This is a genomic window from Halomonas sp. NCCP-2165 (assembly GCF_023708045.1).
GTDB lineage: Bacteria > Pseudomonadota > Gammaproteobacteria > Pseudomonadales > Halomonadaceae > Bisbaumannia > Bisbaumannia pacifica.
Map to the genome: position 1 here is coordinate 105,571 of NZ_BRCY01000003.1, position 24,662 is coordinate 130,232.

Genomic DNA, 24,662 nt, shown 5'->3' on the forward strand with positions numbered 1-24,662 from the left:
CCTCCCACACCGGATCAGACGTGGTAAACGTCGATGACCTGGTGGATGTAATCGTTGTTGAGCTGGATCACCTTGCGGGTGATCAGCGGCGCCTCCCCCGACACGTCCAGGGTGTAGAAGGAGGTGCCGAAGAAGGTCTGGGTCTCCTTGTAGCGGTGACTCAGGGTCTGCCAGTTGAAGCGCAGCTTGACCCGATCCCCCGCCTCCTCGAGCACCTCCAGGTTGCTGATCATATGGGTGGTGCGCGGCTCCGGGGTGCTCGCCCCCGAACGCTCGGTCTTGATCCGGTAGACCCGGTCCTCCAGGCCCTCGCGGTTGGGGTAGTAGATCAGCGAGATCTCGCTGTGCGGGTCGCGGGTCAACTGGTCGTCGTCGTCCCAGGCCGGCATCCAGTACTCGACGTCCTTGGCGTAGCAGGTCAGCCACTCATCCCACTGGCGGTCGTCGAGCAGCCGCGCCTCGCGATACAGAAAGGCCTGAAGTTCCTGATAAGACAGACTCATGCGTGCTCCCCCTCTGCGGCAGGTGCGGTGGCGATAAACTGGCGGCGCTCCTTGTCGATGGCGCGCAGCATCTCCTCGACCCAGTGCTGGTGGTGCAGCACATAGAGGCCCTCGTCTTCCGGCGAGGCCCCGCTCAGCAGCGGCCGCATGTCGATCGCCCGGGCGTTGTCGTCGGCGCCCTCGATCCATTGGGTGGCGCCGCGGGACAGGTCGTTCCACTCCGCCAGCGCCCCTGCGTAGCCGCTCTGGCAGCCGCGGAACTCCTCCAGGTCGTCCGGGGTGCCCATGCCGCTGACGTTGAAGAAGTCCTCGTACTGGCGGATGCGGATCCGCCGGCTCTCGGCGGACTCGCCCTTGGGCGCGAAGCAGTAGATGGTCACCTCGGTCTTGTCCACGTCGATCGGCCGCAGCACGCGGATCTGGGTGGAGAACTGGTCCATCAGGTAGACGTTGGGGTAGAGGCAGAGGTTACGGGTCTGGTTGACGATGGAGTCGGCCCGCGCCGCGCCGAATTCCTGCTCGATCCAGTCCTTCTGCTGGTAGACCGGGCGCACCTCGGGGTTGAGCAGCCGCGTCCAGAGCATGATGTGGCCGTGATCAAAACAGTAGAAGCCGCCCTGGCTCTTCGACCAGCCGTCGGCGTCCACCGCCTGGGTGCCGCCGGCGTCGTAGTTGCGGCGGTCCATGGTCGAGGCGTAGTTCCAGTGCACGGTGCTGACGTGGTAGCCGTCGGCGCCGTTCTCGGCCTGCAGCTTCCAGTTGCCGTGGAAGGTGTAGGAGGAGGTGCCGCGCAGGATCTCCAGGCCCTGGGGCGCCTGGTCGACGATATTGTCGATCACCTTGGTGGTCTCGCCGAGGTGCTCCACCAGCGGCTTGACGTCCTCGCTCAGGCTGCCGAACAAGAAGCCCTTGTAGTTCTCGAAGCGCGGCACCCGGGTCAGGTCATGGGAGCCGTCCTGCTTGAAGCCCTCCGGGTAGGCGCCGGTCTTCTCGTTCTTGGCCTTGAGCAGCTTGCCGTCGTTCTTGAAGGTCCAGCCGTGGAAGGGGCAGGTGAAGGTGCCCTTGTTGCCGCGCTTGCGCCGGCACAGGGTGGCACCGCGGTGGGCACAGGCGTTGATCAGCGCATGCAGCTCGCCGCTCTTGTCGCGGGTGATCACCACCGGCTGGCGACCCAGGGTCACGGTCATGTAGTCGCCGGGCTCGGCAATCTGGCTCTCGTGGGCCAGGAACAGCCAGTTGCCCTCGAAGATGTGCTTCATCTCCAGGTCGAAGAAGTCACGGTCGGTGAACATGCTGCGGTGGCAGCGGAAGATGCCGGCCTCGGCGTCATCGATGACGGCGCCGCGGACGCGCTTCTCGAGTTGATCAAGCTTGTGGGTCATGATCGGACTCCTGATGTCTCGGCAGAGACGCTGTTGAACTCGCCGCGTCCCGGCGGAAGCCAAGGCTTCCCCAACCCATGGCGAGGAGCGCCATGGCGGAACGGACAAAATGGGATTCGGGGGCGCCGGCGAGCCGCCGGCGCGAGAGGCTGAGGGCCTAGACCCTGGCGGTGCCGGCCAGCTGGCTGGCCTGATCCTGCGCGTCTTCCTTGGCGCGGGGACGGGCGTGGCGCACCTGCAGTTCGGCGGCCTCGGTCCGGCTCAGCTCGATATCGAAGACCACCTCGGCGAAAGGGCCCTCCAGCCGACGCTTGTCGATCTCGGCGGCATCGTCGATACGGGTCGCCGGGATCACCAGCTCCTCGCGGGTGGCGAAGGCGAAGTCGTCATAGGTGTAGGGGTCGCCGGCCAGGTTGATCTGGGTGGTCAGGTGCTGATGGCCCGGCGCCGAGACGAAGTAGTGAATATGCGCCGGACGCTCGCCGTGGCGGCCCAGGGCCTTGAGTACCTGATCCGTCGGGGCGCCTTCCGGCACGCCGTAGCCGGAGGGGATGATGCTGCGCGCGGTGTAGCGCCCCTCGGCGTCGGTGACGATGGTGCGGCGCAGGTTGTACTCGGACTGGGACGGGTCGAAGAAGGAGTAGCCCCCCTTGGAGTCGGCGTGCCAGATCTCGACCTTGGCCCCGGCGATGGGCGTGCCGTCGACATCGCGCACCTGGCCGGTCAGCCACATGGTCTCGCCGTCGGTGTCGCGGCCGTCGTCCATGCGCGCGAAGCCCTCGGCCTCGGGGGCGCCGGCCACGTAGAGGGGCCCTTCGATGGTGCGCGGGGTGCCGCCGACGCGTTTGGCCTCAGCGTCGATGGCATCCTGGCGCATATCCAGATAGTGATCGAAGCCGAGCCCCGGCGAGAGCAGGCCGAACTGGGTATCGCGACCCAGGGCATTGAGCAGGCTGACGCTCGACCAGAACTCCTCGGGGCTGACGTCGAAGTCGTCGATCAGGCGATAGAGGTCGGAGAGCAGGCGGTGCAGGATCTGCTTGGCGCGCTGGTTGCCGCCGGCCTGATCGAAGCCGGCCACGGCCTCGAGGAAATCCTGGACTTCCGGGGTATCGAAGATCTTGACGCTCATCGGGCTATCCTCGTCATTATCGTTATGACCGGTCGCGACCGGTGCTAGCGGGTCTCGCAGGGCGTGCTCCTTGGCGGAAATCACCGGGTCGAAACTCGGTCTGCCCTGTTATGGGGCAAGTGTGATTGCCTCCCGGGCACAGAACCAATATCGTTTGGGTCCTTAGCCATACCCAGGAGGTATCATGGAGCTGCGTCATCTGAGGTACTTCTGCGTCGTCGCCGAGGAGCTCAACCTGACCCGAGCGGCGGCCAGGCTGCATATGGCCCAGCCACCATTATCTCGCCAAATCAAGCAGTTAGAAGATGAAGTCGGGGTCAAACTCTTCGATCGAAGCTCTCGTGGCCTACGCCTGACCACCACCGGTCAGTTCTTCTATGAGCATACCCTGCAGATACTGGAGAAGATCGACACCACGGTGCAGGCCGCCCGCCGCATGGCCCGAAGCCAGCGGGTGATGTTCGGGATCGGCTTCGTCGCCTCGGTCTTCTATGGGCAGCTACCGCTGCTGGTACGAGGCTTACGACAAAAGGATAACGTCGAGCTGAGCCTGGCGGAGCTGACCACGGTGCAGCAGGTGCAGGCCCTCAAGGCGGGACGCATCGATATCGGCTTCGGGCGCCTGAGGATCGACGACCCGGACGTGGAGCAGGAGGTGCTATTCGACGAACCCTTGATGGCGGTGGTGCCCTGCGGCCATCCCCTGGAGGGCACCACCCCCACCCTGGCGGAACTCGCCGACTACCCGCTGATCCTGTTTCCCGCCAAGCCGCGCCCCAGCCTCGCCGATACCGTGCTCGGCCTGTTTCGCCGCCAAGGGCTCAAGGTGGAGGTGGTGCAGGAGGCCAACGAGTTACAGACGGCGCTGGGCCTGGTGGCCTCGGAGATCGGCATTACCTTGGTCCCCGAGCAGGTCAGGCGGGTGCGCCGCGACGGTATTAGTTTTATCTACCTGGCCGACAAGAACCTCACCTCGCCGGTGCTGTGCAGCCGCCGCCGCGGCGAGCCCCCTTCCGAGGTGATGCAGGCCGCCAACGCCATCCTCGAGGTGCTGGTGGAGAACCGCCGCAGTGGGCGCTATCCCTGATGGCAAGCCCTGACGGCAAGGCATAGAAAAGCCCGGGCACCACCGATGGTGGCCCCGGGAAAGGATGGCGCCAGCCGGCGCCACCAGGAGGAAGGAGTCGTGTCAGTCGAGGGTGGCCAGCAGGAGCTCGGCGAAGCGCTCGGGCACCTCCACGGAGGGCACATGGCCGACGCCGTCGAGGATCGTCAGCGGCGCGCCGTCGAGCTCGCCAGCCAGGGCCTCCAGGCTCGCCGGCGGGGTCGCCAGGTCCTCGCTGCCGCCCAGCAGTTGCACCTTCACCGGCTTGCCGGAGAGCTTGCCGGTGAAGGCGTGGCCGCCGAGCATCTCGCAGAGCTTGGCGTAGGCCTCGTCGTCGCCGCGGCCCATCTGGGTCATCCAGCCGGACTTGAGGGCCGGCTCGGCCTCGAAGCAGGCGGGGGCGAACCAGCGCGGCACGATCTCGCCGCTTATCGCCGCCAGGCCTTCCTCGCGCACGCGGGCGGCGCGGGTGCTCCAGAGCTCCGCGGTGCCGATCACCGCCCCGGTATTGGTGAGGGTCGCGGAGGCGAGCCGCTCGGCATGCTCACTGATCAGTTGCTGGCCGACCACCCCGCCGATGGAGGTGCCGACGAAGTGAAAGCGTTCGGCGCCGGCATGATCGGCCAGGGCCAGGGCCTCGGCGGCCAGGTCGGCCGGAGTAATCGCGCCCTCGCCCCAGGCCTGGCTGGCACCGTGGCCGGGCAGGTCCCAGGTCAGCACCCGGTAACGGGGCAGCAGCGCCGGCAGGATGTCGTCCCACACCGCCTGGGTCATGCCCAGCGGATGCGCCAGCACCACCAGGGGGTTGGCCGCCGCCCCCAACAGGCGATAGGCCACGCTGCGGCCCTTGATAGTCAGAAATGCCATGATCTCTCTCCGTGTATGACAACGGACAAGGCCGGCGACATCATATCACCGGCCCTGCATTCAACCTTCGGTCTCGCTCAGACCCGCTCGATCAGCGTCGCGATGCCCTGCCCCACCCCCACGCACATGGTGCACAGGGCGTAGCGCTTGCCGGTGCGCTGCAGTTCATGGGCGGCGGTCAGCAGCAGTCGCGCCCCGGACATGCCCAGCGGGTGACCCAGGGCGATGGCGCCGCCGTTGGGATTGACCCGGGGGTCGTCGTCGGCAAGCCCCAGGTCGCGCATGCAGGCCAGGGCCTGGGCGGCAAAGGCCTCATTGAGCTCGATAATGTCGATCTCGTCCATCGACACCCCGGTACGCTCGAGCAGCTTGTTGACCGCGGGCACCGGGCCATAGCCCATGATACGCGGCTCGACGCCGGCGGTGGCCATGCCGAGAATCCTGGCCATGGGCGTCAGGCCGTGCTGCTCCACCGCCGCGGCGCTCGCCACCAGCATGGCGGCGGCGCCGTCGTTGACCCCGGAGGCGTTACCGGCGGTGACGCTGCCGCCCTCGCGGAAGGGGGTCGGCAGGCCGGCGAGCTTCTCCAGCGTCGTCGCACGCGGGTGCTCGTCGCGATCGAAGATCAGCGGTTCCTGCTTGCGCCGGGGGATCTCGATGGCGGTGATCTCCTCGGCGAAGCGCCCGGCTTCCTGGGCCGCCGCGGCTTTCTGCTGGGAGCGCAGGGCGAAGGCGTCCTGATCCTCCCGGGCGATCTGGAACTGCTCGGCGACGTTCTCGGCGGTCTCCGGCATGGAGTCGACGCCGTACCTCTTCTTCATCAGCGGGTTGATAAAACGCCAGCCGATGGTGGTGTCCTCGATCTTCTGGCCCCGGGAGAAGGCGCCGTCGGCCTTGCCCATCACATAGGGGGCCCGGGACATGGACTCCACGCCACCGGCCAGCGCCAGCGCCATCTCGCCGGCCTTGATGGCGCGGAAGGCGGTGCCCACCGCGTCCATGCCGGAACCGCACAGGCGGTTCAGCGTCGTGCCAGGGACGGAAGTGGGCATGCCGGCCAGCAGCAGCGACATGCGCGCCACGCTGCGGTTGTCCTCGCCGGCCTGGTTGGCGCAACCCATAAAGACTTCGTCGATGGCCGCCGGATCGAGGCTCGGGGCCTCATTGAGTACCGCCTTGAAGAGGCTGGCGGCCAGGTCGTCGGGGCGCACGCCGGAGAGGGTGCCGCCGAAGCGGCCGATGGCGCTGCGCCGCGGATGGCAGAGATAAACGTCGGTCATAGGACTCTCCTGCTCGGCTTACTGGCCGCTATGGGCACGGGCGGTGCGTTCCTTGAGATCGCGCAGGATCTCGAGTTCCTTGGCACTGGGCTCCGGGGTGCTCTCCAGGGTCTCGGCGAAACGCAGCTCCCAGCCGGTGGCCTCCTGGACCTGCTCGGCGGTGACGCCCGGATGCAGGGAGACCACCACCAGCTCCTTGGTCTCCGGGTCGGGCTTCATCACGCAGAGGTCGGTGATCACCCGGGTCGGGCCGCGGCCGATATTGGGCACGCCGTCGCGGCCCTTGCCGTCGCGGCCGAAGCCCAGGGTGGTGACGAAATCGACCTCGTCGACGAAGGCCCGCTTGGAGTGCTTCAGGGTGATAAACACCTCGCCGGCGTTGGTGGCGATCTCCGGCGCCCCGCCGCCCCCCGGCAGGCGCACCTTGGGCTCCCGGTAGTCGCCGATCAGGGTGGTATTGAGGTTGCAGTAGCGGTCGATCTGGGCGGTGCCCAAAAAGCCCACATTGATCTTCCCGCCCTGCAGCCAGTAGCGGAACATCTCCGGCACCGCAACGGTGGTCAGCGCCGTCTCGGCGAGCTCGCCGTCGCCGATGGAGAGCGGCAGCACGTCGGGCTGGGTCTGCAGGGTGCCGGATTCGTAGATCAGCACCACGTCCGGGGCATGGGTCAGGCGCGCCAGGTTGGCGGCCTCACTGGGCAGGCCGATGCCGACGAAGCAGGTCATGCCGTTGTCCAGGGCGCGGGCGGCGGTGACGGTCATCATCTCCGCGGCGGTGTAATCGAGGCTCATCGGGCGTTCCCCCCTGCAGTCATGACGTTCTCTTCGATCCAGGCCGTGAAGGTGTCGCGATCCCGGGCGATGGCGTCCCACTCCTTGTAGAAGGCGTTGTCGCGCGGGTAGTAGCCGTGGGCATAGGAGGGCAGCGAGCCCTTCTCGGCCACGGCGATGGCGCTGATCGCCCAGCCGGGGATGATGCAGGCATTGGGGTGATAGCCCGGTTCGCTGCGCAGGTCCTCGACGATCTCCTCGACGGTGACGATGCTCTGCCTGGCCGCCAGCACCGCCTCCTTCTGCACTCCGACGATGCCCTCCACCAGGACATTGCCGGCGCGGTCGGCCTTCTGGGCGTGGACGATGGAGACGTCCGGGCGCACCGCGGGCACCGCCGCCAGGCGCTCGCCGGTGAAGGGGCACTCGATGAACTTGATCTGGTCGTTGACGCTGGGCAGCTCGCTGCCCACATAGCCGCGCAGCACCGCCAGCGGCAGGCCCGCCGCGCCGGCCTCGAAGGCGCAGGCCATGGCGGCATGGCTGTGCTCGAGGATCTCGACCCGGCGCGGCCAGCCCTTCTCCACGGCATCGCGCAGGCGGTGCAGGGAGCCCACGCCGGGGTTGCCACCCCAGGAGAAGATCACCTTCTTGGCGCAGCCGGCGCCGATCAACTGGTCATAGACCAGGTCCGGGGTCATGCGGATCAGGGTCAGGTCACGCTTGCCCTGGCGAATCACCTCGTGACCCGCGGCGAAGGGAATCAAGTGGGTAAAGCCCTCCATGGCCACGGTGGCGCCGTCTTCGACGTAGCGCGCGACCGCGTCATGCAGGCTCAGGAACTCGGCCATGGGATCTCCTCCTGGCGGTGGCTCTCGATAAGTTCGAATAACGAACATCAATTCTTTATACGAACAAAATTACTCCCGAACGCCATCGCCGTCAAATCCCGAAAGACGCGCACAAAAAAGGGAGGCTGGGCCTCCCTCACAGGAATCGGTGCATAGAGTGTCGAATTTTCAGACGATTAATGGCGCCTTGCCCGACCTCTCCCGGCCGGGGCAAGGCGCCGGATGCGACCAAGGTATAAAGGCTTACTCGGCGTCCTCGATCACCGCCTCCAGGGCCAAGGCGCCGGCATGCCGCGGACCTATACGGGGATAAGCGATCATTCGGTGTCCTCGATCACCGCCTCCAGGGCCAGGGCGTAGCCCCGGCTGCCGAGCCCGGCGATCACCCCATCGGCGCGCAGGGAGACATAGGAGTGGTGGCGGAACTGCTCGCGCTTATGAACATTGGAGAGATGCACCTCGATCACCCGCCCCTCGAAGGCGTTGAGGGCATCGAGGATGGCCACCGAGGTGTGGGTATAGGCGGCGGGATTGATGATGATGGCGGCGGTGCCGTCCAGGCGGGCGGCGTGGATGGCATCGATCAGCTCGCCCTCGTGGTTGCTCTGTCGGCAGGCGATCTCCCAGCCCGCCATCAGCGCCTGCTGGCGCAGGGAATTGTCGATATCCGCCAGGGTCTCGTGGCCATAGATCTCCGGCTGGCGACTGCCCAGCAGGTTGAGGTTGGGGCCATGCAGTACCAGTACCTTGTTCATGCGTGCTCCTGAGCTCATCGATTAGCGCCCGCGTCGCTCGGCTCCAGCAGGCGTTGCCAGAGGCGGGTGACCAGGGCGCGATGTTCCTGAAATTCCTCGGCGCCCACCGCCCGTGGCTGGTTGGCCAGGGCGGCGCGATGCACGGCGTCCCGGTAGGCCAGGTAGGCCTCGCGCAGCCCCCGGCACTCGCCGGCATCCAGCAGGCTGCCGGCCTCCAGGGTCTCGAGCAGGCGCATGTTGTCGCTCCACTCCAGCAACCGGGGGGCGTAATGGGCCATGGAGAGCACCGCGTACTGGCAGAGGAACTCGATATCCACCATGCCGCCGGGGTCCTGCTTGAGATCGAACTGGTCGTCGCCGGGGCGGCTGGCCAGGTGATCGCGCATCTTGTGGCGCATCTTCACCACCTCCTCGCGCAGCACCGCGAGGTCGCGCTTCTCGCCCAGCACCTCGTGGCGCACCGCCGCGAAGCGCTCGCCCAGGGCCGGGTCGCCGGCCACCACCCGGGCCCGCACCAGGGCCTGGTGCTCCCAGGTCCAGGCCTCGCGGCGCTGGTAGTCGGCGAAGGCCTCCAGGGTGGTGACCAAGAGCCCCGAGTTGCCGGAGGGGCGCAGGCGCATGTCCACCTCATAGAGGGCGCCGGCGGGGGTCACCGCGGTGAGCAGGTGGATGATGCGCTGACCCAGGCGGGTGAAGAAGACCGGATTGTCGAGGGGCCTGGGGCCATCGGTGCTGCCCTGGGAGGCGGCGTCGTGGATAAACACCAGGTCGAGGTCCGAGCCGTAGCCCAGTTCGATGCCGCCCAGCTTGCCGTAGCCGACGATGATGAAGTCGCTCTCCCCGTCCACGCCGTCACGGCGCTGGGGGCGGCCATGCTTGCGCACCAAGTGCTTCCAGGCCATGGCCAGCACCTGCTCCAGCACCACCTCGGCGATAAAGGTGAGGTAGTCGCTGACCTTCATCAGCGCCCGGGTGCCGGCGATATCCGAGGCCGCCACGTGCAGCACCTGGGCGTGCTTGAAGATGCGCAGCGCCTCCAGCTGGGCCTCCTCGTCCTCCTCGGGAATCCGCGCCAGGGTCTGGCGCAGCTCGTCGGCGAGGCGTTCCTTGTCCGCCGGGGTATAGAGGGTGCCGGGGGTGAGCAGCTCGTCGAGCAGAATGGGGTGACGGGCCAGCTGGTCGGCCACCCAGGGGCTGGCCCCCACCAGGCGCATCAGGTGATCCAGGGCCTCGGGATTCTCGCGCAGCAGCGCCAGATAGGCGGTGCGCCGCAGCACCGATTCGATCAGCGGCAAAGTGCGCTCCAGGGCGCGATCCGGCAGCTCGCTGCCGGCGGCGGCATCCAGCATCAGCGGCATCAGGGCATCCAGGCGCTCGAAACCGATGCGCTGCATGCCCTTGACCGCCCGGGAGTGGCGCAGGCCCTCCAGGCGCCGGGCGGCGGTAGCGGCCTCGACGAAGCCGGCCCGTCCCAGCAGCTCAGAGGCCTCCTCGGCGTTCAGCTCGCCGCGCCACAGGGCGCGCCATTCGTCCAGGCCCACCTCGGCGCCCTCCCGATGGGGGGTGGCGATCTCCTCGCGTTCCTCCTCCGGGTCGGCGATCACCGCATCGAAATGCTGGCGCACCCGGCCGCGCACCTCGTCGAGGCGCGCCATCAGCGCCGGCCAGTCGGCCATGTCGAGGGCCAGGGCGACACGCTCCCGGTCCGTGTCGTTGTCGGGCAGGGCCTGGGTCTGGCGATCCTCCAGCCCCTGGAGGGCGTGCTCCAGGTCGCGGAGGAAGACGTAGTCCGGGAGCAGCTCATCGACCACCGCCTGGGGCAGCAGTCCCAGGTCCGGCAGCCGCGCCAGGGCGCTCTTCAGCGAGGTCACCTGGAGCTCGGTGTCGCGGCCGCCGCGAATCAGCTGGAAGGCCTGGACCACGAACTCCACCTCGCGGATGCCGCCGCTGCCCAGCTTGATGTTGTCGTCCATGCCGCGGCGCTTGACCTCGCGGTTGATCATCGCCTTCATCTCGCGCAGCGACTCGATGGCGCCGAAGTCCAGGTACTTGCGGTAGACGAAGGGACGCAGGCCGGCCAGCAGCTCGTCGCCGGCCTCCCGGTCGCCGGCCACCGGGCGCGCCTTGAGCATGGCGTAGCGCTCCCATTCGCGGCCCTGGTCCTGGTAGTAGCTGGCCAGCATGGCGAAGCTGCCCACCAGGGGGCCCCCGTCGCCCAGGGGGCGCAGGCGCATATCGACGCGGAAGGCGAAGCCGTCGCCGGTCACCGCGTCCAGGGCGCCGATCAGCTTCTGGCCCAGCTTGGTGAAGTACTCCTGATGGTCCAGCTCCCGGCGCCCGCCCCGGGTGACGCCCTTCTCCGGGAAGGCGAAGATCAGGTCGATATCCGAGGAGAGGTTGAGCTCGCCGGCACCCAGCTTGCCCATGCCCAGCACCACCAGGCGCTGGGGAGATTCCTCACCGGGACGCGGCGCCGGGTGCCCCCAGCGCGGCGCATAGTGGGCCTCCAGCCAGCCCAGGGCGCCCTCCAGGCAGACCTCCGCCAGCCGCGACACCGCCGCCGCCGTGGCCCACATGTCGGTGCCCGGGGGGCGGGTCAGGTCGCGCCAGACGATGCCCAGCATGCGCGCCCGGCGAAAGCGCCGCAGCGCCCCCTGCATGGCCGACTCGTCCTCGGCGGCCTCCAGGGCCTCGTCCAGCCAGGCCTCCAGCAGGGCCGGCTCCGGGGCGTTCTCCAGCTCGCCGTTGGCCTCCAGGTGCAGCAACCACTGGGGGTAACGCACCAGGGTCTCCAGGGCGAAGTCGGAGATCGCCACCACCCGAGCCAGTTGCTGGCGGCACGCCTCGGGCAGCGCCAGCCAATCCTCCAGGGGCGAGTCGCGGCCGGTCATCTCGGCCAGGCTATCGGCCTGGGCCAGGGCCTCGTCCAGGCGCTGCTGGGCCTGGCCCAGGGGGCCACGCAGGGGCTCGGGAATCTCGGTCAGGGGCAGGAAACCAGTCGGCAGCGCCATGGGCCTCTCCTCGGGGTCATTGGCTTCAGCATAGCGAAGGGAGCACTCAGGCGAAGAAGCGCTGCCAGGCGATCAGCGCCCAGGTCAGGCCGGCCAGCAGCAGCGCCAGCATCACCGCCGCCGAGCCGATGTCCTTGGCGCGCCCGGAGAGCTCATGACGCTCGGGCCCGATGCGGTCCACCACGCTCTCGATGGCGCTGTTGAGCAGCTCGACGATCAGCACCAGCAGGCAGCTGCCCACCAGCAGGACCCACTCCACCGGGCCCTGGCCGAGCCACAGCGCCAGCGGCAGCAGCACCAGGCAGAGCCCCAGCTCCTGGCGGAAGGCCGCCTCGTTGCGAAAGGCGGCCCTGAGGCCCTTGAGGGAGTAGTGGGTGGAGTGGATCAGGTGGCGCCAGCCGCGGTGTCCCGGTTTCATCTGCCGTCTTCCATCGATGAGCGATCGCTGTTTGAGGCCGATGGTAGCAGAGCGGGGGCGCGGCCGCGCCCCGGGGGTGACGCCGGGTCATCCCGGGGCGAGGCAGGCGGAGAGAATGGCAGGTTAAAAGGCCTGGGTCAGGGTCAGGCGCAGCAGATCCCCCTGGGGCGCCGCCCGGTTGTCATACTCGTGGTAGAGGGCGGCGTTGAGGCCCAGCCCCAGGGCCGGCCAGAAAACCCCCGCCTCGACGCCGATGGCGTGCTGCTCGGCCTTGTCGCCGGGAGCCACCCCGCTGTCATCTTCCAGTTGCCAGGCGTCGTAGCCGACCAGCCCCAGGGTCAGGCCGCTGTCGAGGCGATGGCCCAGTCCCCACTCCACCACCAGGCTATCGCCGGGGGTGACGCCGGTGTCGTCCTGGCGGCCGTGGGTCTCGTAACGACTCAGCGCCGAGACCGTCCAGCGCCGTGCCTCATCGAAGTGCCAGGCGCCGCCTAGAGTCAGCATGGTGCTGTCGAAGCCCTTGCCCGGCGAAGCCGGACGATCGGCGGCGTGGTCGCCGGTATCCAGCCACTGGCCGGCGGCGAAGACCGCATCCCAGCGTTCGCCGTGCCAGCCCAGCACCAGCGGGCTGAGGAAGAGATCGCCCAGGCCGCTGTCGCCGTCGTTCAGGCCCACCCCGCCGAAGCGTAGCGAGGTATCCACCACCGGCAAGATCGCCTCGACGCCATAGTCGGCGCCGAGGACCTGCCGATCGGTGATCCACACCAGGCGATTGACCAGGGCGGTGACCTCGCCGCGGTTGCGCCCCGGGGCGGCGTCGCCGCCGCCATCGCGCAGGCTATCGATCTCGTAGCGGGCCAGGTAGCCCCGATAGTAGAGCCCGGGGGGCGGCACCACCGGGCCATTGAGGCCCTCGACGCCGGGCACATAGTGACCGTTGGCCGCCGAGGCCGGGGACGCGAGGGCGGCGCCCCCCAGGGCAAGGCCCAGGGCCAGCCAGTTGAGATGTCGCATGGGGAATTCCTTATTGTCGTTATCGGAGGAAGGGCCGGCGCCCGGGAGCGCCGGCGAGCGATCGCGGCGGCGCCTTAGTCGGAGGCCTCTTCCAGGGCACGGGGGCGCTTGTGGCGGCTCTGCAGCTCCGGGGCCTCGGTCCGGCTCAGCTCGATATCGAAGACCACCTCGGTGAAGGGGCCCTCCAGGCCACGCGCCTCGGCCTCGGCGGCATCATCGATTAGCCGTCCCTCGACCAGGAGTTCCTCGCGAGTGGCGAAGGCGAAATCGTCCCAGGTGTAGGGGTCGCCGGCCAGGTTGATCTGGGTGGTCAGATGCTTGTGGCCCGGCGCCGAGATGAAGTAGTGGATATGCGCCGGGCGCTGGCCGTGGCGCCCCAGGGCCTTGAGCACCTGGTCGGTGGGGCTGCCTTCCGGCACCCCGTAGCCTGAAGGTATGATGCTGCGCGCGGCGTAGCGCCCCTCGTCATCGGTGACGATGGTGCGGCGCAGGTTGTACTCGGACTGGGACGGGTCGAAGTGGGAGTAGCCGCCCTTGGCGTTGGCGTGCCAGATTTCGACCCGGGCGCCGGCGACCGGCCGGCCGTCGGTGTCGCGCACCTGGCCGGTCAGCCACATAGTCTCGCCATCCGGGTCCCGGCCATCGTCCATACGGGCGACGCCTTCGGCCTGCGGGGCACCGGCCACGTAGAGGGGCCCCTCGATGGTGCGCGGGGTGCCGCCGGCCAGGCCGCGCGCCTCGTCCTCGGCATCCATGCGCATATCCAGGTAGTGATCGAAGCCCAGACCGGGGGCCAACAGGCCGAACTGGCTGCCCTTGCCGAGCTCGTTCATCAGGCCGATCGTCGCCCAAAACTCCTCCGGGGTGATGTCGAAGTCATCGATCAGCCGGTAGAGGTCGGCGAGCAGGCGATGGACGATCCGCTTGGCGCGGTCGCTGCCGCCGGCCTGCTCGAAGCCGGCGACGGTGTTGAGGAAATCCTGCACCTCGGGGGTATCGAAAATCTTCACGGTCATGGCGTCTTGCTCCTTGTGGTTCTTGTCGTGAAACGGCCAATGGGTGGCATTAGATCCGCTTGAAGAGGGCCGAGCGCTGGCCGCCCTCAGCACCGTCGGCGGCGGTCAGGAAGCGCTCCATATGGATATCGCGCTCAAACAGTCGCCCCCGCATTAGGGCGGTGATGGCCGCATCGATCATCGGCGGCGGTCCGCACAGGTAGGCCTTGTGCTCGCTGAAGCGGCCCTCGAAGTGGGCGTTAGCGGCGTCGTGCACGAAGCCCACGAAGCCGTCCCAAGCGTCGTCGTCCAGGGGCGCGCTGAGCGCCGGCACATAGCTGAAGCGCTCGTGCTCGGCGGCGAGCCGCTCGAAGCGCTCCCGGTGGTAGAGCTCGGCGAGGTTGCGCGCGCCCTGGAACAGGGTGATGCGCCGGGTATCCTCGGGGTCGGCCAGCAGGTCGAGAATCATCGACTCGGGACTGGATAGCCCGGAGCCGCCGGCGATGAAGATCACGTCCTTGGGGTCGGACTTGCGCACGAAGAACTGGCCATAGGGCCCGCTCAGTTCCAGACGCTGCCCCACCTCCAGCGCCTCGTGGAGCCAGGTGGTGGCCGCGCCGCCCTCGACCTTGCGCACATGCAGCGCGATCTCGTTGGGCTCGCCCGGCACCGTGGCGATGGAGAAGGCCCGGGTGCCCTCCACGCCGGGCACCTGGAGGTTGATGTACTGGCCGGCCTGGAAGGCCATGCCCTCGCCGTCCAGGCGCAGGCGGATCTCGCGAATGGTCGGTGTCAGGTCCTCGATGGCGCCGACGGTGGCGCACCAGTCCTGCACCGGATGGCCGGCGAAGTCGGGGTCCTCGTCGACGTCCGCCTCGATCACCAGATCGCTCTCCGGATGACAGCAGCAGGCCAAGCGGTAGCCTTCGTCACGCTCCATGTCGAGCAGGGCGAAGGGCGAAGCGTCGCCCACCTCGGCCTCGCCCTCCAGCACCTGCACCTTGCAGGTGCCGCAGGTGCCGTGGCCGCAGGCGAAGGGCAGCCAGACGCCCTGGCGCAGGGCCGCGTCCAACAGGGTCTGGCCCTCTTCCACCTCGACGACCTCGCCGGTGGGTTCGATGGTCACTTCATAGCTCATGACGCGTCCTCCCCTCAGATGGCGGCGTCGGCCAGGTCCGACAGCCGTGGGGTGGTCAGGCGCAGCTGTGACTTGTGGCCGATGCCGTTGTCGGCCAGCGAGGCCTCGCCGCGCGGAGCGAAGTCCTCGCCGTCGAGGCGCCACTGAGCCTCGGCGAAGTCGAGTGCCTCGCTCTCGGGATGCGGCGCCAGCGCCGGCGTGAGTACATCGGCGAGGAAGGCATCGAAGGTCATCGCCGGGTCGGCGAGGAAGGTCAGGGGGGCGCAGAACAGCAGGTGGCGCTCCCACATCACGTACACCAGCTGGTTGCCGTGGAAGTTCTCGACGCGGTCGCGCACCGGGCCCCGGTAGTTGGCATAGTTGGCTCTAACGCTCATGGTCTCTCCTCCTCAGACGGCCTGTTTCCACGCCGCCCAGCGGCGCTGTTCGGCGGAGCCCTCGAAGTCGAGGTTGTCTTCGCCCATTTCGATGCGGTAGTAGTCGCCGATCACCTTCTCCATGTCGGCGCCGCCGCAGTTGCCCTGCAAGATCTGGTGCACCGGCAGCCAGGCCTGGACGTACTTCTCCGGCTCGTGGTGGAAGATGTCGCGGCAGCCGTCGGAGCAGAAGTGATAGCGCTCGCCGTCGTGCACGGTGTCCCGGTGGCTGAGCAGGGTGTCGTCGTCCGGCTCGGTGATCGCCAGCGGGATCTGGCAGACCTGGCAGAGCTGCGGCAGGGCGTCGTTGTAGAAGCGCTCGCCGCGGGCGGCCTTCTCGGCCAGCAGCTCGAAGCGCGGTCGGTAGAGGCGATCGAAGGTGTCCGGGTACTTCTCGGAGAGCCAGTCCATCTCCTGGGCGGTGGGCACCCAGGTGTTGAAGGCGGTGGCGTGACCGTACTGGTAGAAGATGAACCAGGCCTGGTGGCTGACGTGATCCTTGCCGATCACGGTCTGGTCGGCGTACTTGGGCGGGCGAATGCCGTAACGCTCGAGCTCCTTGAACAGGGCGCCGCCGGCCTCCTCGTAGTACATCGTCCAGGCCTCGGCCCAGGACATCACCTTGTTGGGCAGCATGTAGTCCATCATCATGCCGACGATGGAGAGCAGCCGGTAACCACGCCACAGCCACTTGTCGAGCCACTGCTGGACGATCGGCACGTTGTCCTCGTGCTGCTCGAGGATGAACTTGATGATCTCGAGCCCCAGGGTCATGTGCCGCGCCTCGTCGGACTGGGCCGAGAAGCCGAAGGTCACGGTGTTCATGTCGCCGTTGTAGGCGGCGCCGGACATGAACGGCAGGAACAGCAGGTTGGTCAGCACGTACTCGAAGGAGAAGGAGATCGCGGTCAGGAACTCGAAGGGGCCCGCGGTGGAGGCGTCCTCGAAGAACGACTTGGGCACCGACAGGTACCAGACCCGATCGAACATGTGCGGGAAGTCATGCATGCCACCGAAGTACTTGTTGTAGTGGCTCATGGCATGGATCTGGGTCTGGGTATGGCGCAGCTCGTCGATCGACTGCATCTGGCAGGCGATGCGCGCCCCCACCCCGCCGAACTGGCGACCGACCCGGGCATAGCCCTTGTAGGCGTTGTACTCGAGCGGCGTGACTGCGGTGATGAACAGCTTGACCGCGTTCAGGTAGCGCGGGTCGGAGATCTTCATCTGGCCGTTGTTCTGAGACACCGCATCGAAGATCGCGTAGAGCTTGCGCTCCTTCTCCGCCTGGAATTTCCAGTAGTTGTCCATGGTCAGGCGGAAGGGATCTTCCCACTGATCCCAGTCGGTGATCTTGATGCCCTCGAAGCCCTCCTGGGGGAAGATGTCCTCGTAGCGCTGATAGCTGGGCTCCCAGCCCAGGTCCCGGGTCATGATCCGGTAGCGCTCCTTCATATTGAGTCGCTTGCTGGTCTTGGCATTCATGGCTAACTCTCCTGCGCCATTATTGTTGGCTGGCGTGTGATGGCGTCGTCGGGACTCAGCTGTTCCAGTAGAGGGTGAAGCTGTCGTCGTCCTCATCGACATTGCCGCCGATGCTGATCATGTCCACCTGGAGCTCCTGGGTATCCCAGTCGCGGCCCAGCTTCTCCTCCACCGTCTCGCGGCGAATGACCAGGCGGTCGTCGGCCTCGACGCGGATCATGGCCGGGCTGTGCTTGACCTCGGCGTCGGGGTTGTCCTCGCCGATGGCCTCGACGATAAAGCGGGCGTTCTCGTTGTCCTGCAGGGCGATAAAGACGCGTGACATGGGGCTAACTCCGTAATCAGGGAAAGGCTCAGTGGGTCTCGAGCAGGCCGAGCTTGGCGAGGCGCTTATCCAGCACCGCCAGGGCGGCGTCGAGCTCGATGTCGGCGTCGATGGCCACCGGGGTCAGCGCCTCGATGGCACGGCTGCGCCAGTGGGCGACCCAGCGGGTCAACTGCGCCCGATTGGCCTCGCTCTCGCCGGCCAGGGTCTTGAACAGTGCATCGATAAAGCGGCTGCCATCCTTGAACCAGTCGCCCATGAAGTCGGTGAGGATGGCGATATCGCCGCCACCGATCTCCATCAGGCGCGCGTCCAGGGACTCCAGCAGAAAGGGGTAGAGCAGGCCGTCGAAGATCAGGTTCTGGGCCAGGGAGAGCTCGGCCCAGTCCTCCACCACCAGGCTGTCTTCGACGTAGCGGCGCACGCCCTGCCATGCGGCCTCCTCCATCCACAGGGTCTTGGCCTCGGCCAGCAGGGCGCCGGGCGACTCGTCGAGCAGCAGGCCGATGCGCGACAGGTACTGGGCCACGGCGAGGCGGTCCATGCCATGGTACATATGCGCCTGGCTCAGGGTGGTACCGTAGGCATTGGCGGCGATGCCCACGTTATTCATGTTGGCGCCCATCTCGGCATGCCGCAGCGGCAGCAGACAGCGGGTCAACAGGCGGCGCACGTCGTCGTTCAGGCGAGCGCCCAGGCCGCGCTTCTCGAAGAAGGCGAAGCTGGACTCGGTGTTCTCCTGGAGCTTGGCGCGGGCCGCCACCCAGGCGCCATAATAGAACTGGCGGGGGTCGCTAAAGGCGTACCAGTCTTCCATCACCAGCGCCGTGTAGCCGGTGTCGTAAAGTTCGTGGTGCTCATCGAACATCGGCCGATAATGGAAGTTGGTGGTCGGCTGAATATCGAAGCTGGCTTCCTGATAACGGGTCGCCGGCTTGTCGCCGAAGCGCCGCTTGGTATGGCCATAGGTCTGACGAATCGGCGTAATCTCCGCCGTCTTGATCTCGACACTCATAGGGGACTCCTCGTTTCTTATTGTGCGATGGTGGCCGTTGTTTTCTGGCGTTATTGGCTGACGCTGTAGCGCCACTTTTCCATCTGGGCATCGACGGCCTCGGCCTGCTCATCGCTCATAAATGTCACATTATTTCGAGCACAGAACGCTTCGAAGGCCACGGGCGGCATGATCAGCTCGACGAACAGCTCCGGGTTCTCGATGGCGAAATCGAATTCGACGAAGCGTGCGCTTCTCTCCCTCACTCGGACATAGCGTTTCAGGGTGCGGGGGATGGCCGATTGGGACATGGGTTCACCTCCGGGTGAGTTTCCTCCATACCTTTACAAGGCACATGCCAGCTCGGCCAAAAAACAAAAAACTCAAGAAAAAACAGTGATATAAAAATTCACCCCACCGCTTAACGAGCTCCTAAGGAGCACCGCTAATCGTGAAAATCATCAATTGCTGCGCAGCAGCTTGTCTAAATGATGAAAACCACCGGCCGGCGACAGGGAGTGCAATGAAAGGAGACTGGAAGGGGCGACCTCGAGCGGCTTATGCTGTCGGAGTCGATAATCGATAGTCGTGTTGAAAAAAACCGACAAAAGTCCAATACACAAGACCAAAATAACGACCCTATGACGCCATGAAAACGAGCACGCCTAGCGATGGGGTGACGCCGCGTTACCCGGATAGCCGAGATATTCTCGAGAAATTGCGCTTCCTCCCCGAAGAGGGTCAGATATGGCTGGGTGAGCAACGCATGCTGCTGATGCAGCTACAGACCATGGCCACCTTCCGTCATGAGATCATCCGTACCCTGGGGCTGAAGCGTGCCAAGAGCTTCTTCCTGCGCCTGGGCTACCACTCGGGCCTGAAGGATGCCGAGCTGGCCCAGGCCGTACGTGGCCAGGAGATGTCGATAGAGGATGGCTTCCTGACCGGCCCCCAGCTCCACTCCCTGAGGGGACTGGTCAAGGTGATCCCCCTGGCGCTGGAGATCGACCCGAGCCGAGGGCACTTCTACGGCGAGTTCGAATGGCAGGACTCCTATGAGGTGGCGATCAACGAGCAGCTGGACTCCTCCCTGGACGAGCCGGTGTGCTGGATGCAGCTGGGTTACGCCTGCGCCTACTCCAGCCAGTTCCTCGGCCAGGAGATCCAGTATCGAGAGGTGGAGTGTCGCGGCCGCGGCGACGAGCGCTGCCGCATCATCGGCCGTCCCGCCGCCGAGTGGGAAGATCATGGCGCCTTCGCCGAGCATTTCCGCGAAGACCCGCTGATCGACGAACTCTACGAGCTGCAGTCACGCATCGCCTACCTGGAAGACGATATCGCCCGCCACAAGGGCGACGAGCACTACCGCCCCATCGGCAAGGCCCCGGCCTTCCTCGGGGCGCTGGACCTGATCGACCGCGCCGCGCGCTCGGAGGTGCCGATCCTGCTGCTGGGCGAGACCGGCACCGGCAAGGAGATCATGGCCCACCGGGCCCATCAGCAGAGCGGGCGGGCCGCAGGGCCCTTCGTGGCGGTCAACTGTGCGGCCATTCCCCCGGACCTGATCGAGTCGGAGCTTTTCGGCGTCGAGAAAGGTGCCTATACCGGCGCCGTCCAGTCCCGGGCCGGGCGATTCGAGCGCGCCCACGGCGGCACCCTCTTCCTGGACGAGCTGGCCGAGCTCTCACCGCGGGCCCAGGCCTCACTACTACGGGTGCTGCAGGAAAAACAGATCGAGCGGGTCGGTGGCCAGCAGAGCTATGCCATCGATGTGCGTATCGTCGCCGCCACCCATGGCGACCTGATGGAGCGGGTACAGGACGGTCGCTTCCGCGCCGACCTCTTCTACCGGCTCAATGCCTACCCGGTGGTCATCCCGCCCCTGCGCGATCGCCGCGACGATATTCGGCTACTGGCCGAGCACTTCCTGGAACGTTTCGAGTGCCACTACCACGTCAAGACGCTGGGCTTCACCGATCAGGCCATGGTGCTGCTGCGGGCCCATGCCTGGCCGGGCAATATCCGCGAACTGCAGAATATTATCGAGCGGGGGGTGATCCTCGCCGGCGACGGCACCTCCATCGATGAGCAGGCGCTGTTTGGCCAGCATCCCGGCCAGAAGCCGGGGCAGACCCTGAGCCAAAGCGGCCATATCGCGCAGGCCACGGAGGCCGAGTGCGGGGATGCTCTGGAGTCACTCTGTAACCGGGTGCTCGAGGCGGGGGTATCGCTGGAGGCCCTGGAGACGGCCCTGCTGGAGAAAGCCTATCGGGAGTCGGGCAAGAATGTCTCGGCGGCAGCCCGGCGTCTGGGCATGAGCCGGGCGGCGCTGGACTATCGCCTTAAGAAGGGGGGAATGCTGTAGTACGGGCATCCAGACAGAACGCGGCCCGCCGATTGGCGGGCCGCGTCATATGGAGCATCGTCCGTCAGCCGGCGATCAGCTATCGTCGTCGCGGATCGAGGACGGATGGCGGCACAGCGGCTTGACGCTGATTTCCATATAGGGGAAGAGCGGCAGGTTGGAGATGATCTCCTGGAGCTCGGCGTTGTCCTCCACGTCGAAGATGCTGACGTTGGCGTAGCTGCCGGCCACCCGCCACAGGTGACGCCACTTGCCGCGGCGCTGCAGCTCCTGGGCGTAGGCCTTCTCGGTGGCCTTGATCTCGGCGGCCCGCTCGGCGGGCATCTCGGGGGGCAGCTTGACGGTCATTTCCACCTGAAACAGCATGGCGCTCTCCTGATTGAGTGTGTGTTGCGAAACGCTGATGGGTCGCCCACGGGCGCCTTACTGGCGCGAATAGTGGGCCAGCTTGTCTTCGTCGAGGGTGACGCCGAGGCCGGGGCCGGACGGCAGCTCGACCCCGAAGTCGTGGAAGTCGAGCGGTTCGGCGACGATATCGTCCTTGAGCAGCAGCGGGCCGAACATCTCGGTGCCCCAGGCCATCTCGCCCAGGGTCGCCCAGGCGTGCAGGGAGGCCGCGGTGCCGATGGTGCCCTCCAGCAGGGTGCCGCCGTAGAGGCCGATACCGGCGGTCTGGGCCAGTCGGCCCAGCTCGATGGCCCCCAATGGGCCGCCGGCCTTGGCGATCTTCAGGGCGAAGGCGCCACCGAAGCCGGCGCCGATCAGGTCGAGGCCGTCCCGGGCATCCTGCACCGCCTCGTCGGCCAGCATGGGCACCCGGAAACGGTTGGCCAGGCGCACCAGGCCGGCATGCTCCCGGGCCGGGATGGGCTGCTCGATCAGTTCGATCCCGGCCTCCTGCAGGGCATGGATGCCGCGCACTGCGCTGGTCTCGTCCCAGGCCTGGTTGACGTCGACCCGCACGCTGGCGCGATCGCCGAGGGCCGCCTTGATGGCCGCCACATGGGCCACGTCCTCGGCGACGCTACGGGCGCCGATCTTGAGCTTGAAGTCGCAGTGGCGGCGCTGCTCCAGGCGCAGCTCGGCCTCGTCGATATCCTTCTGGGTATCGCCGCTGGCCAGGGTCCAGAGCACCGGCAGGTGGGTCTGGCGGGCGCCGCCCAGCAGCTCGGCCACCGACAGCCCCAGGCGCTTGCCCTGGGCGTCCAGCAGCGCCGTCTCCAGCGCCGACTTGGCGATCATATTGCCCCGGGCATGACGCGCCAGACGGGCACGCAGGGCATTGATATTGTCGGCTTCCTGCCCGATCAACAGGGGTGCCAGGTAGGTGTCGATATTGCGCTTGATGCTCTCCGGGCTCTCCGGCCCATAGGCCAGGCCGCCGATGGTGGTGCCTTCCCCCAGGCCCTCGATGCCATCGCTGTCGCGCAGGCGCACGATGACCAGGGTCTGGCAGGCCATGGTGGTCATGGAGAGCTGATGGGGGCGAATGGTCGGCAGATCGACCAGCAGGGTGTCGATGGACTGGATAACGGCGGACATGGCGGGGAGCACCTCAGGGAAGCAGTGAACGCCTCCAGTGTGATTGCCTTTCGGGCCTCGGACCAATATCGTTTGGAAACCCTGCCATACCTCAGGAAGTATGATGGAACTGCGTCATCTGCGTCTCTTCTGCCTGGTGGCCGAAGAGCTCAACCTCACCCGGGCGGCCCAGCGGCTGCATATGACCCAGCCGCCGCTCTCCCGGCAGATCAAGGCCCTGGAGGAGGAGCTGGGCAGCCGACTGTTCCGGCGCGGCCCCCAGGGGCTGGCCCTGACCGCCACCGGTCAGGTCTTCTACGAGCATGCCCGGCAGATCCTCGACAAGGTGGAGACCAGCACCGCCACCATCCGCCGCATGGAGCGCAGCCAGCGGCCGCTGTTCAGCATCGGCTTCGTGCCCTCGGTGTTCTATGGTCAACTGCCCCTGCTGGCCCGGGAACTACGACAAAAGGATAAGGCGGAGCTGAGCCTGGTGGAGCTGACCACGGTGCAGCAGATCCAGGCCCTCAAGGCGGGACGCATCGATATCGGCTTCGGCCGCCTGCGGGTGGACGACCCGGACGTGGAGCAGCGGGTGCTGTTCGACGAGCCGCTGCTGGCGGCGCTGCCCACGGGCCACCCCCTGGAGGGCACCCGGCCCAGCCTGGAGGAGCTGGCCCGCTACCCCTTGATCCTCTTCCCGGCGCGGCCCCGCCCCAGCCTGGCGGACATGGTGCAGGGGCTCTTCCACCGCCGCGGCCTCAAGATCCAGGTGGTGCAGGAGACCAACGAGCTGCAGACGGCCCTGGGGCTGGTGGCCTCCAACCTGGGCATCACCCTGGTGCCGGAGCAGGTGCGCAACGTGCAGCGCCAGGGCATCGACTATGTGCCCCTGGCCGATACCAGCCTGACCACGCCGGTGATCTGCAGCCGCCGCCGGGGCGAGGCGGACACCCCGCTGATGCGCGAGGTGGACGCCATCCTGGCGCGGGTGCAATAGGCCCGCCGCGATACTGAGGAAGTCGTCCCTTAGGTGCCCAGATAGGCCAGAGCGCCGCTGGCCAGGGCCGCCATCCCGGTCTTGAGGGTCGCCGCCTGCCCCGGGGCATAGTAGGGGGAGTGAGGCATCTCCAGGTGGCGCATCTTCTCGGCCACACCCTCCCCCGGAGTCTCGTGCCAGCGCGCCTCGGGGGTGGCGCCGATAAACCAGTAGACACAGGGGATCGCCTCGCCACTGAAGCCCCCCGCCTCGGCATCGCCGAAGTAGGGGAAATCCTCGCTGCCGTTGAGCCGCGGCATGGGAAAGAGACGGTCCTCGCCGAACTGCTCGGCGTGGGCCCGGCGCACCCGAGCCACCGCCTCCGGGTCGTTATGCAGGGCGATGGTCTCGGAGAGCACCCGGAACTCCGGGGCCCGGGGGGCGCGCCCCGCCTCGCACTCGCAGCGCACGATACGGCGGATCGACTCCAGCACCCGGGCGTGCAGGGCATTGTCGAAGCCACGCACATTGATCTCCAGCTCCGCCGTATGCGGGATGATATTGCCCTGGGTACCGGCGTGAAGCTTGCCCACGGTGACCACCACCGTCTCCTCCGGCGGCACCTCACGGGCGACGATGCTCTGCAGCCGGGTCACCACATGGGCGGCGATCACCACCGGGTCGATGGCCTGAGCCGGCATGGAGCCATGGCCTCCGGCGCCGTGGATGGTCACCCCCAGGGTGGTGGCGGCGGCCATGGCACTGCCGGCGATATGCCCGACGGTGCCCTCCCGGGCGGGCATATTATGCTGGCCCAGCACCACATCGGGCCGGGCGAAGCGCGTATAAAGGCCATCCTCGAGCATCGCCCGGGCGCCGCCGAAGACCTCCTCGGCGGGCTGGCAGACCAGCATCAGGGTGCCCCACCAACGCTGGCGCAGGCCGGCCAGCACCGCCCCGGCGCCCACCAGGCAACTGCTGTGCAGGTCATGACCACAGGCGTGCATCACCGGCACCGTCCCGCCCTCCGTCTCCGCGGTGCTTGTGCTGGCGAAATCGAGACCGGTCTGCTCCGCGATGGGCAAGGCGTCCATATCGCCGCGCAGCATCACCGTGGGTCCCTCGCCGTTGCGCAACAGAGCCACTACCCCGGTGCCCCCCACCCCGCGGGTCACCTCGAAGCCCAGACCCTCCAGGGACTCGGCGAGCCGGGCGGCGGTCTCGTGCTCCTGGAAGGGCAGCTCCGGATGCTGATGAAGCTGGCGGTAGAGGGCCTGGACCTGGGCGAAGGCGTCTTCTACCCGAGCCTCCAGGGCCTCCTTGAGATCGGTTGGCGTGGTCATTATGGCCTCCAT

24 protein-coding genes are annotated in these 24,662 nt (G+C 67.1%); 3 read left to right on the forward strand and 21 right to left on the reverse strand.

Annotated features, from left to right (window positions below; all coding sequences use genetic code 11):
* Positions 1-14 precede the first annotated feature (14 nt).
* The 3 genes from benB to catA (NFU04_RS02475) all read right to left on the reverse strand — a co-directional run bounded on the left by benB (position 15) and on the right by catA (NFU04_RS02475) (position 3,017).
* Positions 15-503: a benzoate 1,2-dioxygenase small subunit gene (gene benB / locus NFU04_RS02465; RefSeq protein WP_251307951.1), complete on the reverse strand. Its 489-nt coding sequence runs from the start codon at positions 501-503 to the stop codon at positions 15-17.
* Positions 500-1,885, reverse strand: coding sequence for a Rieske 2Fe-2S domain-containing protein (locus tag NFU04_RS02470; RefSeq protein ID WP_251307952.1), 1,386 nt, complete (start codon positions 1,883-1,885; stop codon positions 500-502). Before NFU04_RS02470 ends, benB begins: the two co-directional genes overlap by 4 nt.
* A gap of 157 nt (positions 1,886-2,042) precedes the next feature.
* Positions 2,043-3,017 (reverse strand): catechol 1,2-dioxygenase, encoded by a 975-nt coding sequence (gene catA, locus NFU04_RS02475; RefSeq protein ID WP_251307953.1) that lies wholly within the window; start codon positions 3,015-3,017, stop codon positions 2,043-2,045.
* 184 nt (positions 3,018-3,201) lie between these two features.
* Between catA (NFU04_RS02475) and NFU04_RS02480 the strand changes: the two genes are divergently transcribed.
* On the forward strand, positions 3,202-4,104 hold the full coding sequence (locus NFU04_RS02480; RefSeq protein ID WP_251307954.1) for a LysR family transcriptional regulator: 903 nt from the start codon (positions 3,202-3,204) through the stop codon (positions 4,102-4,104).
* Between the two features lie 102 nt (positions 4,105-4,206).
* On the opposite strand, the gene NFU04_RS02485 is transcribed toward NFU04_RS02480, so the two are convergent.
* From NFU04_RS02485 to NFU04_RS02555, 15 genes are all read right to left on the reverse strand, one after another.
* Positions 4,207-4,989 (reverse strand): alpha/beta fold hydrolase, encoded by a 783-nt coding sequence (locus NFU04_RS02485; protein ID WP_251307955.1) that lies wholly within the window; start codon positions 4,987-4,989, stop codon positions 4,207-4,209.
* A 77-nt stretch (positions 4,990-5,066) separates the two neighbouring features.
* A complete protein-coding gene (gene pcaF / locus NFU04_RS02490; protein WP_251307956.1) occupies positions 5,067-6,269 on the reverse strand; it encodes a 3-oxoadipyl-CoA thiolase in 1,203 nt (400 codons plus the stop codon).
* A gap of 18 nt (positions 6,270-6,287) precedes the next feature.
* Entirely contained in the window at positions 6,288-7,061 is a 774-nt protein-coding gene (locus tag NFU04_RS02495) for a CoA-transferase subunit beta (RefSeq protein WP_251307957.1), read from the reverse strand.
* A complete protein-coding gene (locus tag NFU04_RS02500) occupies positions 7,058-7,891 on the reverse strand; it encodes a CoA transferase subunit A (protein ID WP_251307958.1) in 834 nt (277 codons plus the stop codon). The genes NFU04_RS02495 and NFU04_RS02500 overlap by 4 nt, the downstream gene beginning before the upstream one ends.
* A gap of 317 nt (positions 7,892-8,208) precedes the next feature.
* A complete protein-coding gene (aroQ, locus tag NFU04_RS02505; protein WP_459382060.1) occupies positions 8,209-8,646 on the reverse strand; it encodes a type II 3-dehydroquinate dehydratase in 438 nt (145 codons plus the stop codon).
* A 14-nt stretch (positions 8,647-8,660) separates the two neighbouring features.
* Complete coding sequence (glnE, locus tag NFU04_RS02510; RefSeq protein ID WP_251307960.1) at positions 8,661-11,657, reverse strand: bifunctional [glutamate--ammonia ligase]-adenylyl-L-tyrosine phosphorylase/[glutamate--ammonia-ligase] adenylyltransferase; 2,997 nt, start codon at positions 11,655-11,657, stop codon at positions 8,661-8,663.
* Between the two features lie 46 nt (positions 11,658-11,703).
* Positions 11,704-12,075: a diacylglycerol kinase gene (locus NFU04_RS02515; protein ID WP_251307961.1), complete on the reverse strand. Its 372-nt coding sequence runs from the start codon at positions 12,073-12,075 to the stop codon at positions 11,704-11,706.
* Positions 12,076-12,198: 123 nt separating this feature from the next.
* Complete coding sequence (locus tag NFU04_RS02520; RefSeq protein WP_251307962.1) at positions 12,199-13,089, reverse strand: SphA family protein; 891 nt, start codon at positions 13,087-13,089, stop codon at positions 12,199-12,201.
* A gap of 74 nt (positions 13,090-13,163) precedes the next feature.
* On the reverse strand, positions 13,164-14,105 hold the full coding sequence (catA, locus tag NFU04_RS02525; protein WP_251307963.1) for a catechol 1,2-dioxygenase: 942 nt from the start codon (positions 14,103-14,105) through the stop codon (positions 13,164-13,166).
* A 49-nt stretch (positions 14,106-14,154) separates the two neighbouring features.
* Positions 14,155-15,222, reverse strand: coding sequence for an NADH:ubiquinone reductase (Na(+)-transporting) subunit F (locus tag NFU04_RS02530; RefSeq protein ID WP_251307964.1), 1,068 nt, complete (start codon positions 15,220-15,222; stop codon positions 14,155-14,157).
* Positions 15,223-15,236: 14 nt separating this feature from the next.
* Entirely contained in the window at positions 15,237-15,599 is a 363-nt protein-coding gene (locus NFU04_RS02535) for a phenol hydroxylase subunit P4 (protein ID WP_251307965.1), read from the reverse strand.
* Between the two features lie 12 nt (positions 15,600-15,611).
* Positions 15,612-17,123 (reverse strand): aromatic/alkene/methane monooxygenase hydroxylase/oxygenase subunit alpha, encoded by a 1,512-nt coding sequence (locus NFU04_RS02540; RefSeq protein ID WP_146803546.1) that lies wholly within the window; start codon positions 17,121-17,123, stop codon positions 15,612-15,614.
* A 55-nt stretch (positions 17,124-17,178) separates the two neighbouring features.
* The gene (locus NFU04_RS02545) at positions 17,179-17,448 is read right to left on the reverse strand and encodes an MmoB/DmpM family protein (protein WP_251307966.1); all 270 of its coding nucleotides are present in this window, start codon (positions 17,446-17,448) and stop codon (positions 17,179-17,181) included.
* Positions 17,449-17,476: 28 nt separating this feature from the next.
* Positions 17,477-18,463, reverse strand: coding sequence for an aromatic/alkene monooxygenase hydroxylase subunit beta (locus NFU04_RS02550; RefSeq protein ID WP_251307967.1), 987 nt, complete (start codon positions 18,461-18,463; stop codon positions 17,477-17,479).
* Positions 18,464-18,513: 50 nt separating this feature from the next.
* The gene (locus tag NFU04_RS02555; protein ID WP_251307968.1) at positions 18,514-18,753 is read right to left on the reverse strand and encodes a phenol hydroxylase subunit; all 240 of its coding nucleotides are present in this window, start codon (positions 18,751-18,753) and stop codon (positions 18,514-18,516) included.
* A 338-nt stretch (positions 18,754-19,091) separates the two neighbouring features.
* Here NFU04_RS02555 and NFU04_RS02560 point away from each other — a divergent pair, with 338 nt between their 5' ends.
* Positions 19,092-20,807, forward strand: coding sequence for a sigma-54-dependent Fis family transcriptional regulator (locus NFU04_RS02560; protein ID WP_251307969.1), 1,716 nt, complete (start codon positions 19,092-19,094; stop codon positions 20,805-20,807).
* Between the two features lie 75 nt (positions 20,808-20,882).
* On the opposite strand, the gene catC is transcribed toward NFU04_RS02560, so the two are convergent.
* On the reverse strand, positions 20,883-21,173 hold the full coding sequence (gene catC, locus NFU04_RS02565; RefSeq protein WP_146802965.1) for a muconolactone Delta-isomerase: 291 nt from the start codon (positions 21,171-21,173) through the stop codon (positions 20,883-20,885).
* A gap of 57 nt (positions 21,174-21,230) precedes the next feature.
* Positions 21,231-22,349, reverse strand: coding sequence for a muconate/chloromuconate family cycloisomerase (locus tag NFU04_RS02570; RefSeq protein WP_251307970.1), 1,119 nt, complete (start codon positions 22,347-22,349; stop codon positions 21,231-21,233).
* Between the two features lie 103 nt (positions 22,350-22,452).
* On the opposite strand from NFU04_RS02570, the gene NFU04_RS02575 reads away from it, so the two are divergent.
* A complete protein-coding gene (locus NFU04_RS02575) occupies positions 22,453-23,328 on the forward strand; it encodes a LysR family transcriptional regulator (protein WP_251307971.1) in 876 nt (291 codons plus the stop codon).
* A 29-nt stretch (positions 23,329-23,357) separates the two neighbouring features.
* On the opposite strand, the gene NFU04_RS02580 is transcribed toward NFU04_RS02575, so the two are convergent.
* Entirely contained in the window at positions 23,358-24,650 is a 1,293-nt protein-coding gene (locus tag NFU04_RS02580) for an amidohydrolase (protein WP_251307972.1), read from the reverse strand.
* Positions 24,651-24,662 lie beyond the last annotated feature (12 nt).